Consider the following 9,334-nt stretch of genomic DNA (forward strand, 5'->3'; position numbering starts at 1 on the left):
GGTTACAAAATATCGCTGAGGTGGATCGCCACGACGACGGGCCGCTCGAGCAGGATGCCCGCCATCCGCGCGCCGTCCTTGCCCCACGCGAGGCCCGCCGGCCCTTGGCTGCGGTCAAACGCGTTCGGCGCGATGTCGTCGCCGCTGAGGTCCGACCATGAAAGTGCGTTCCAGCTGGAAAGGTCCGCAGGCGTTTGCGGGGCGTCTCCGGTGGGGGCATTGAGCCCGAAGGTCAGGCCCTTTTTCGGCTGCACGAAGGTGAGGAAATAGCCCGGATTGCCGTCCAACGAGACGCCGCCCAGATCGGGGAAGCCGACGTAGGACAGACCGCGCGAGAGCTTGCCGTACATGATCGGCAGGACCGGAGCGCTGTTTTGCAGGTCGATGGTGCGCTGGCCGTTTTCCATGACCGCCTTGCAGAGCATCACCTGAATATCGGGAAACTTCTCCAGCAGCGGGGTGCGGAGGATGGTGACAAAGCCCACTTGCGGCGCTTCGCCATGCTCGCCCAGATCGGTGTCGCCCCAATCGCCGATGGGCTCGATATCGGGGTTCAGGGGGCTGCCGTCCGTCGGCGCGGGAAAAGCGCGGCGGATGGGGGAGGCGTTGTTCGGCACGGGCATCCCGCGCCAGCGCAGCTCGCGCAGCAGCTCGTGGTTCGCGCCGACCATCACGGCCTCCATCGCGCGGGGATCGTAGAACACGCCGGTGAGCGAGTCCTCGGGCATGTCGCGCAGGTTGGGGGCGACCAGTTCGGGCGAGTCCTCGAGCAGCATCTCGAACAGTGGATGGGGCCAGACCGGATCGTGGATCAGGCGGACGGGCAGGCTGTCACCGTCCAGTTCATCCGCGCCGCCGATCCGCTGCGCGATACGGGGCGGAACGCTATGGGCAGGGTCGAGCGCGCGTTTGATGCCATCCGGAATGCGGCCCACGCGGTCGTCGATGTCTTTAAGCTTGGGGGCGTCTTTGGGCAGGAAGGAACGGTCGTAGGTGTCCTGCGCCCACGCCTTCATTTCCTCGTCGGCGGGATTGATCTTGGGCCGGTCATTCGGATTGCGGTCGAGGAGCTGACCGAGCAATGCGGCGACTGTTTGCTCCACGTCGATCGAAGAAGAGCCGACATTTGTCTGGTTGATCAGCGTGTCGACGAGATCGTCAGGCATCGCGGCCCCCGCGACGCGGTCGGCATCGGCAAAGGCATCGGCAACGTTCTGCGCGCCGGTCTGCATATCCTCAGGCGTCAGGCCGCGCTTGCCCGCCTGCCGCGCCACGGCGGAGGACAGCGCCACGTCCAGAACGGTGCCTTCGACCCGCTTTTTCAGCGAGGTCTTTCTGCCGTCGTGGTCCAAGATACGGGTCCGAGCGGCGGCGGGACCGGCAAAGCCGACGAGGGAGGCGGTCGACGCACTGCCAAGCGTGCGGGTCGTCTTCGCGTTAAGCTGGCGCGCCGCGTGGGCGCGGGAAATGATGGCGTTCGCGTCTTTGATGGCGCCTGCGTCCTCACCGATAAAGGCGACCAATTCTTCCTGTCGTTTGCGCACGATATTGGTGCCCGCCCCTGCGAGCCTGCGCAGACCGAAATCGCGATTGACGCTCTGGAACCACTCTGCCGAAGCCGACGAATGTGCGTCCTCTTCGTCCGCGTAGGCACGGCCATAGGATGGGATCGGCATCTCTGATGAAAAGAGCGGCGAGAGGGCGCCTTCAAGCGCTTCGTTAAAGATGTCCACGGGCATTTCGTCGGCGTTACGCTGTGCGAACGGATCGTGGGTGGGGATGAACAGCGTGCGGTCGACGACCATCTGCTGGTCGAGTTCTTCGATCGGTGACAGGAACTTGGCGGACATCGGGAACTCTGCCGGATCGTCATTCAGATCGAACGCGGTCAGATCGCGCAGCATGTCCTCCGCGCCGCGGCCCGCGCCAGTGGTGAAGGTCCAATGATGATAGACGGGCATGGTGAGCGCATCATCGCCGCGCTGCCATGCGTAAAGCGTCTGGCCCGTCGGTTCCTGCCCCAGTCCGGCAAGGCGCCCGTCTTCGAACAGTGGCACGACGCAGGCGGTGTATTTGGTGCGCGGTTTCAGTTGTTGCAGACTGACGAGGCGGGCGATGGCGCGCGGACCCGGTTCGGTGTCGAGCGACTTGCCGTCGGGATCGTGGATGTGCGCGCCCATCTGAACGTGGTTGGGTTCGGGCAGCAGCGGACCGCCGGACACAGAAGCCGTCGCCAGCCCTGCCGCGCTGACGGTCACGCGGGTGTCACCGATACTGACGCTGCACAGATCGGACGGAAAACACAGCAGCGCCATCCACGGGTCGATGCCCATATCGTTGTTCCAGCCGTGCGGGGTCAGCACCCATGGCAGCATCGGATCGCTAAATTCAACGTACGGCAGGGCGCCCGCGCGCATATCGACGCTGCCCGCGACGGGGTAGACCTTGCCAATCGCAGTGGGTTGGAGGGCAGAGACGTTGCCCGGACCGGCCAGCGACAGGTCGATGTCCACTGTTTCGGTGGAGCCGCCCTTTTTCACATCGAGCTTAAAGGACACCGCATCGCGGTCGCCGCCGAGAGTGCGAATGCCGCGGCGGGCGTAGGCGTAGAAACGGCCGCTCATGCGCTGACCTCCGTCGTGCGGACCGCACCTTTGCCGAGGACGGCTCGCGGCGCGGGCTGGGTTGTCGAAATCGTTAGCGTGCTGTCGGTCATCACGTAGGCTTCGTCGCTGATGGTGATCTTGCGCTTTGGTTTGACCTTGGGCGCGGGGCCGATGTTGCCTGCCAGCTTCGAGGTGCCGACGGGGCGGATGCGGCGGGCGGGGGCGAAGGCGTCGTCGGACGCCTCGGGCGCGTCGATGATGATGAGGTCTTCGCTGTCATCGACAACCACCGAGTCCGCCATCGGGAAATCGACGGTGGTGGTAAATACCGCGCCGGACTCCATTTCCTCGAACGATGGAGAGGACAGTTTTTCGTTGTCCGTCAATGTCTTGAAGTTTCCAGGCGCAAAGCGGGCGATATTCTTTGTCGCTGTATTATGGACAGCGTTGTCCTCGTCCTTGATCCGCAGCACCTCGAATTTATCGTCGCCCGTGACTGCGGCGCCGCCGTAGTGGTCGAGCTTCAGACCGAACGGCACGCAGTCCTGCGACAGCGACACGGGCGCGTCGGGCATCACGCGGTCGGTGCAGTTCCTGAGCACAAGGTGGGTCGTCTCGGTTTTGCCCGCGCCCCACGATTGCGGCATCCGTAACCGTTCGAGCAGATGGTCCGCCCAGACGTTTTCGGGCGGCAGGGTGCTTTTCTGGGCATCGCCGAAGGACTTGTCGAAATGCACCTCGACATCCCAGAACAGCACCTTGATCCCCGCATTGCCCTTGGCCCGCCACGGTCCAGGACCACTCAGTTGGCCGTTGAGCCAGACCGAGCAGAGCGTATCGCGGCCCCGCTTGATCGTGGCGCTCGCGTGGACATCGGCCTGAAGGTAGAGCGGGCTGAAGATGATCAGCACGTCGAAGCCGAGGTCCGCCAGAACGGTGAAGCCCTTGAGTTTCGCGTTCAGATCCAGCCCCGCGCCGAACTGGAGGCTGTTGCTGGTCAGCGCGAAATAGCCCGTCGCGATCAGTTTGAAATTGCTGGAGTTGGCGACGACGAGCGTCAGGCGGTCGACGCTCGGGAAACCTTCGGGCGGTTCGAAATCGGGGTGGAACCCGCCGATGGAGGCCGCGAACTCCGCCTTGGCCCCCCAGCACGACCGGATCGCGAAACCGCCCGAGAGGGACATGCCCGCGATGACGGAGTCGTGGATAGAGCCCTCCATATCGAACCGCTGCGCGGTCAGGTCGAGCACGCCCGCCACGTCGATATTGATGCTGGCGATCGGCTCTTCGGGCTTGGGCAGGTTCATCCCGATGCTGCCGATGAGGATGATCCGCAGCGGCTCTGGCAGGGTGACGGCCAGCGCGATATCGGCGGTGATAATGGTCGGCGCGCCCCAGCTGAGCTTGACCGTCGGGCCAAGCACATACTGGTCGCGGGTGACGGGGAAGATCGCGGAGGCGTCTTGGAGCAGTTGCGGCCCGTCTTCGGCGGGGTGTTCGGGCGACAGCAGATCACCCGCACGCCCCGCTCGGACCACGTCGAACAGCGCGTCGGTGTCCACATCGCGGTTGATGCCCACGAGGCCGCCGACGCCGAGCAGATTGAACCCGAAGCCGAGCGGAATGGGCGGGAATTGCCCCGACATGAACAGGATCAGCGACCAGCCGTCCTCGCCATCCGGCATTTGCGTGTCGAGGATGCCGAACGCGGTGATGCCGATCGCTTCGACCTGCAAACTAAGAACACCCTGATAGCGGCCGATGTCGGGCAGGCATTCGATGAAACCGCCCCCCGATACGGGGCCCGCATCGACCGAAACGCCCATGCCTGTGGGCGGTACGAATGTCACGCCGGCAAAACTGGGGCCCTCGGACATCACGAGGTCGAAACCGGTTTCAACCCCGATCCCCGTGATCGCGCCGGAAACAGGGCCGATGCTCATGGAGGCGTCGAGCGTGGCGCGGATACGCAAGCCAAAGCCGCCATCGGGCGCGGGGTCGGCGGGGAGGACCGAGATCGTGATCACCTCGAACCGCAGCGCGTCCCCGAAGCCGAGGTCCGTGGGGTAGCGCGCGGTAAAGCCCGTCGCGCCCATCGACAGATAGAACCCGTCCTTCGTCGACCAGCCGGCCATCGGTTTGAAGCCGGTCGTAATGCCTTCGGGCGGCAGAAGGCTGGCAATGAACCCGTCCACGTCACCCGCCGAGAGGGTGAAATCGAGCGTGTCCAGCTTCGCCTCGGTCCGCAGGTCGAAATTACCCGGATCGAGTTTGAGCTTCACCCCCGTGCGGTAATTCGCGGCGTGCATCGATAGAGGCCCGAACTGGTAGGTCTCGTCAAAGCCGTCGCCTTGCAGCTCTACCCCGAGATCGACGGGCGGAGCCGCCGCGCCGGTGGTGACGCCGTTCGGAGTGATCGTCATCTGCATCATCTCGACGGCATCGGTCGCGGCCGAGAATACAAGGTCGGTGTTGTTGCCCAGATCGACCGAGGTCTGCCCCTCGCCGTTGATGCTCAGCAGCGCCTTGAGCGATGGTGTTTGGAGGTCGCCCTGAAGCGTCAGCTTGGCCGCCGCAGCGGGATCGACAGACTGGAAAATCGTCCAGATGAGCAGCAGGTCTTCGGGGTTCGCCTCGACATTGGCCGGCAGATTGGCGTTCGCCGCCTCCATAATCTGCGCCCGCAGCCCCATCGCGCCGAGCAGGAAGGCAACGGCAGCAACCAGCTGGGCGGCGTCGAAGTCGGGTTCGCCGAAGCCGAAGGTCTCCTGCACCGCCTCCAGCGGATCACCGATCACATCTGCAATCCGCGCAAAATCGAACTGGCCAGCGGTTCCGGCATTCAGCGCCGCGTCGTTCCCGACACCAATGAAGCACAGCACCTGCCAGACGGCGGGATAGTAGCGCGACAGATAAACCGCGATGAGGTGCTCGGTCACCAGCTTCGCGACTTTTTCTGGAGAGGGGAGGGAGCCGATTGCGTGCGGCAGTTCGCCCCGCAGATCTTGGACAGCGGCGACGAACCTTCTCACCGCTTCGATGGCGTCAATCAACTGCTCCACATCTGCCATGTCGAAGTTCGGATCGTCGAACTGGCTCTTGGCTGTCGCAATCGTCGTGCGCAGACCTGCCACGGCGGTTGCGAAGGTTTCTGCAACGGCTTCGGTCGGAAGCTCGGGCAGTTCGATGCCGCAATCAGTGACGAATTTGCGAAGCTCTTCGGCGCGTTCGTTCAGGGAAACGGTCGTCGTGCTGTCGATGGTGAAGTCATAGACGATGCGATTCTGCGACGGCAGCGACAAGAACGAAAGCGGCTCCAGCAGGCGCTCGATTTCACGGATGAGAATGGCGGGTACAGCTTGGGTCATCGGTAGGCCACCACTTTGCGGTTTGCGACGAGGCGGCGCCCGAGGTGGTCAGGCGGCGATTTGAACTTGAACTCGCAGTATCGGTAGTCGTTGGGAAATCCGACATCGGAGCCCGCCTGAAGCGTCGCAAGCGATTGGCTGGGCGGGAGATATGCGTCGCCGCCAGTGGTTCTGAAATGATCGCTATTATCTGCGAAATTCGGCAACGAAGCCGTCGCGCCAGTGTCATTGATGACCGAAATCGTGATCGTCCAATTCGGATAGTAATCCATCGCGGGTTTGCCGTTGGTCCCGCCACCATGCGCTCGGTCAGGCATCGTGTGTTGGATCATGACGGAAACTTGGTTCGTCGTCAGATTGAACGCGATTGGCGAAATCGAGGTTTTGAGCGCGACCATCTGATTGCCGAGATCGCTGTTGGAATATTCAGCTGCGCTCGTCGAGGGGCCGAACTGATAGTGCGCGTCGGTCACCGTGGCGGAGGTCGACGGTTGTTTGCCGAAGAAACTGATGTTCACAAGGCCAGCAAACGGGTGATTGGCGGTGAAGCCGACCAGATAGGCGCCAACCAGTCCAATCGCGATCAACGCGATGGCGATCAGACCGATCGGGCCGGCTGCTGTGCCGATGCCGAGCGCAGGCCCCATCAATTGAAGCAGCGGCAAAACCGCGAGGCCGGCGGCGCTCGCTCCCGACAGAAGGTGCCCCATAGCGACCGAGGTGTCGTTCATCATATCGGCTTGGGCGTAGCCTGTAGCCGCGCCGTAGATTTCAAAGATGGCGACCACCGTCCCCAGCACGAGGACGCCGGTCTTCGCGACCTTGAGCGCTGTGGCTCCGGCGAATTCTTCGATAACACCTGCCGATTTATATGCGGCTTGGGTGGTTTCGAGAGACCATGTTGCGACCTCTGCGACCTTTCCTGACAGCGAGAATAGCGACTTGAGCGTGTCCGCCTTGTTGGTCGATGTCGCCAGTGACTTGAGCTCTGCAAACAGGCCGATCACATGGGGAAGGTTGTCGAAGATATAGTTGGCATTCCGTGTCAGCGCCTTGAGTGCCTTGGTCATTGGATGGGCGTCGTCCGCCATCGTCGCATTGAACGCATTGGTCAGCGCGCGGACATCGTCGAACATCTGCACGAAGTCCGCACCTGCGTTATAGACCTTCAGCAGTTTGTTGAGATGCTGCTCGGGGACACTCGATTTGACGATAATCATCTGACCCGCAACCTGCGTGTAGGACAGATAGACCTTCATCACGAAGTCACCGATCTGCGCGTTGGTCGGCGGCGCGGCAGAAGCGGATACGTTGCAAAGAATGTCGGCGCGCTGGGTGCTGTCCGCTATGGCGCTGTAGGCGTTGCCGGAAATTTCGATCGGTAGATCCTCGGCAACTTTGGTCAGGCGCTCGACGGTGAACAGGCCCGTCCCGCTCGTGCTGGAGAGATCATCGAGCAAAGAGCCGGCTGAGAGGTTGCGTACGTCCTCCTTGCTATGCAGTTCCGGCGCATGGGCGCGAATGGCAGAGAGGCCCGCGAACAGTTCGGTGAGGAATAGCATCCGCTCAACGGCAGGCGCGGCGTCAAAGACATCCAGCAGGTTGTCGGTCGACAGCAGCAACCGCTGAAACGAAACAGGTAGCCAACCACCAGCTTCCCAGACTTTGTCTTTCAGTCCGGATGTATTGCCGCGGTAGAATTCAGTAAGAGCGCCACTGAAGCAGCACATGAATTTTTCATCGAGCTCGTAATGGGTTCGAATGACCTCGAAGCTTTCGTGCAGATTGCCTTGGATTTGTGCGCCAAGTGTCTTGGAATCCTGCACCTCACTTTGTTTGAGGTGCTCCATCGTCGAATTGATGAGGCGCCAAAGTTCGATAGCTTTCTGGGCATCGTCGGTCTTGCGCCCGACCTCTTTGAGTTTGCCTTGGAGCTTTGCGTGCCACGCAGGGTCGGCTCGCTTTTTCGCGACTGCATCGACCTCGTACATGTAGCTGCGAAGCGGCGCGAGCCAGGGCATCAATTTGCCAGCAGGGTTCACCATAACAAACTCGTAAAAATCGGACCTGAAACAGGTTCAGCGTCCAAATGGGGGCGAGTTCGGTCAAGAAAATTATTCCAGCAGGCGAGCGCGCCGGTCGCGGTGATTTCGCGTAACGGGCGATCTGCAAACGAAAAAACGCTGGTTCCTTGGTGGGCGGAGCGTTGCCGTGTCACCTAGGGTAGTGGGGTATTCCCCCAAAATGCGGGGGAGGGCGTTTTGTGAGAACGTTTATCTTCATCAGACGAATCAACGTTCCAGAAATGCAAACGGCGGCCCAAGAGCCGCCGTCTTAGCCCCGCGCGTACGGAGAGAGAAAGAGTGCACGCGCGAGGGATATCGTGGACCGATCCTCTTAGAGGATGGTCTGGCCGGTTGCTGCCCAGTCCTTCGAGAACTGCTCCAGACCTTTGTCGGTCAGGACGTGCTTGGCGAGGCCCTTGATGACGCTCGGCGGGATGGTGGCAACGTCGGCGCCAGCCAGAGCCGACTCTTTGACGTGGTTCGGGGTACGGATCGACGCTGCGAGGATCTCGGTCTCGAAGCCGTAGTTGTCGTAGATCTCGCGGATTTCGCGGATCAGTTCCATACCGTCGATGTTGATGTCGTCCAGACGACCGATGAACGGCGAGATGTAGGTCGCGCCTGCTTTGGCAGCCAGCAGAGCCTGGTTAGCCGAGAAGCAGAGGGTGACGTTGGTCTTGATGCCGTTGTTGGTGAAGTGGCGGCACGCCTTCAGACCGTCGAGGGTCAGCGGCAGCTTGATGACGACGTTGTCGGCGATCTTGGCGAGGTGCTCGCCTTCGGCGACCATGCCGTCGTAATCCATCGCAGCGACTTCGGCCGAAACCGGACCGTCAACGAACGAGCAGATTTCAGCGATGACTTCTTTGAAGTCACGGCCCGACTTTGCGATCAGCGACGGGTTGGTGGTCACACCATCCAGCAGGCCGTAATCGTTCAGTTCCTTGATGTCTTCGACAACTGCGGTATCGACAAAAAATTTCATGTCTTCTCTCCTTATTTCCCCGTGAGCGCCTTGGCGCGGGCGATAATGGCGTCTTTCGTGATGCCGAACTCTTCGTAAAGGCGTTCAGCCGGAGCCGAAGCCCCGAAGCCGGGCATTCCGATGACGTCATTCTCGGATGCGACGTAGCGTGTCCAGCCAAATTTGCCCGCAGCTTCGATTGCAATGCGCGGCGCGTTGCCCAGAACGTCGGCTTTATAGGCTTCCGACTGGTCTTCGAAAAGCTCCCAGCTCGGCATGGAAACCACGGCAACACCGAAACCTTCGGCGGCGAGCGCTTCGGCAGCCTCG

5 protein-coding genes are annotated in these 9,334 nt (G+C 61.8%); all 5 read right to left on the reverse strand.

Annotation, left to right across the window (positions count from 1 at the left end; genetic code table 11):
• Positions 1-2 precede the first annotated feature (2 nt).
• A complete protein-coding gene (locus IF204_RS17160; protein WP_194098398.1) occupies positions 3-2,624 on the reverse strand; it encodes a hypothetical protein in 2,622 nt (873 codons plus the stop codon).
• Positions 2,621-5,974, reverse strand: a complete 3,354-nt coding sequence (locus IF204_RS17165) for a DUF6603 domain-containing protein (protein WP_194098399.1) — start codon at positions 5,972-5,974, stop codon at positions 2,621-2,623. Before IF204_RS17165 ends, IF204_RS17160 begins: the two co-directional genes overlap by 4 nt.
• Entirely contained in the window at positions 5,971-8,019 is a 2,049-nt protein-coding gene (locus IF204_RS17170; RefSeq protein ID WP_194098400.1) for a phage tail tape measure protein, read from the reverse strand. The genes IF204_RS17165 and IF204_RS17170 overlap by 4 nt, the downstream gene beginning before the upstream one ends.
• Positions 8,020-8,371: 352 nt before the next feature.
• Positions 8,372-9,025 carry a fructose-6-phosphate aldolase gene (gene fsa, locus IF204_RS17175; protein ID WP_167639205.1) on the reverse strand — a complete coding sequence of 218 codons (654 nt, stop codon included), beginning with the start codon at positions 9,023-9,025 and terminating at the stop codon, positions 8,372-8,374.
• 11 nt (positions 9,026-9,036) lie between these two features.
• A partial coding sequence (locus IF204_RS17180) for a transketolase-like TK C-terminal-containing protein (RefSeq protein ID WP_407658945.1) occupies positions 9,037-9,334 on the reverse strand: 298 nt, incomplete at its 5' end.

The sequence above is a fragment of the Marivivens aquimaris genome, from assembly GCF_015220045.1.
Lineage (GTDB): Bacteria > Pseudomonadota > Alphaproteobacteria > Rhodobacterales > Rhodobacteraceae > Marivivens > Marivivens aquimaris.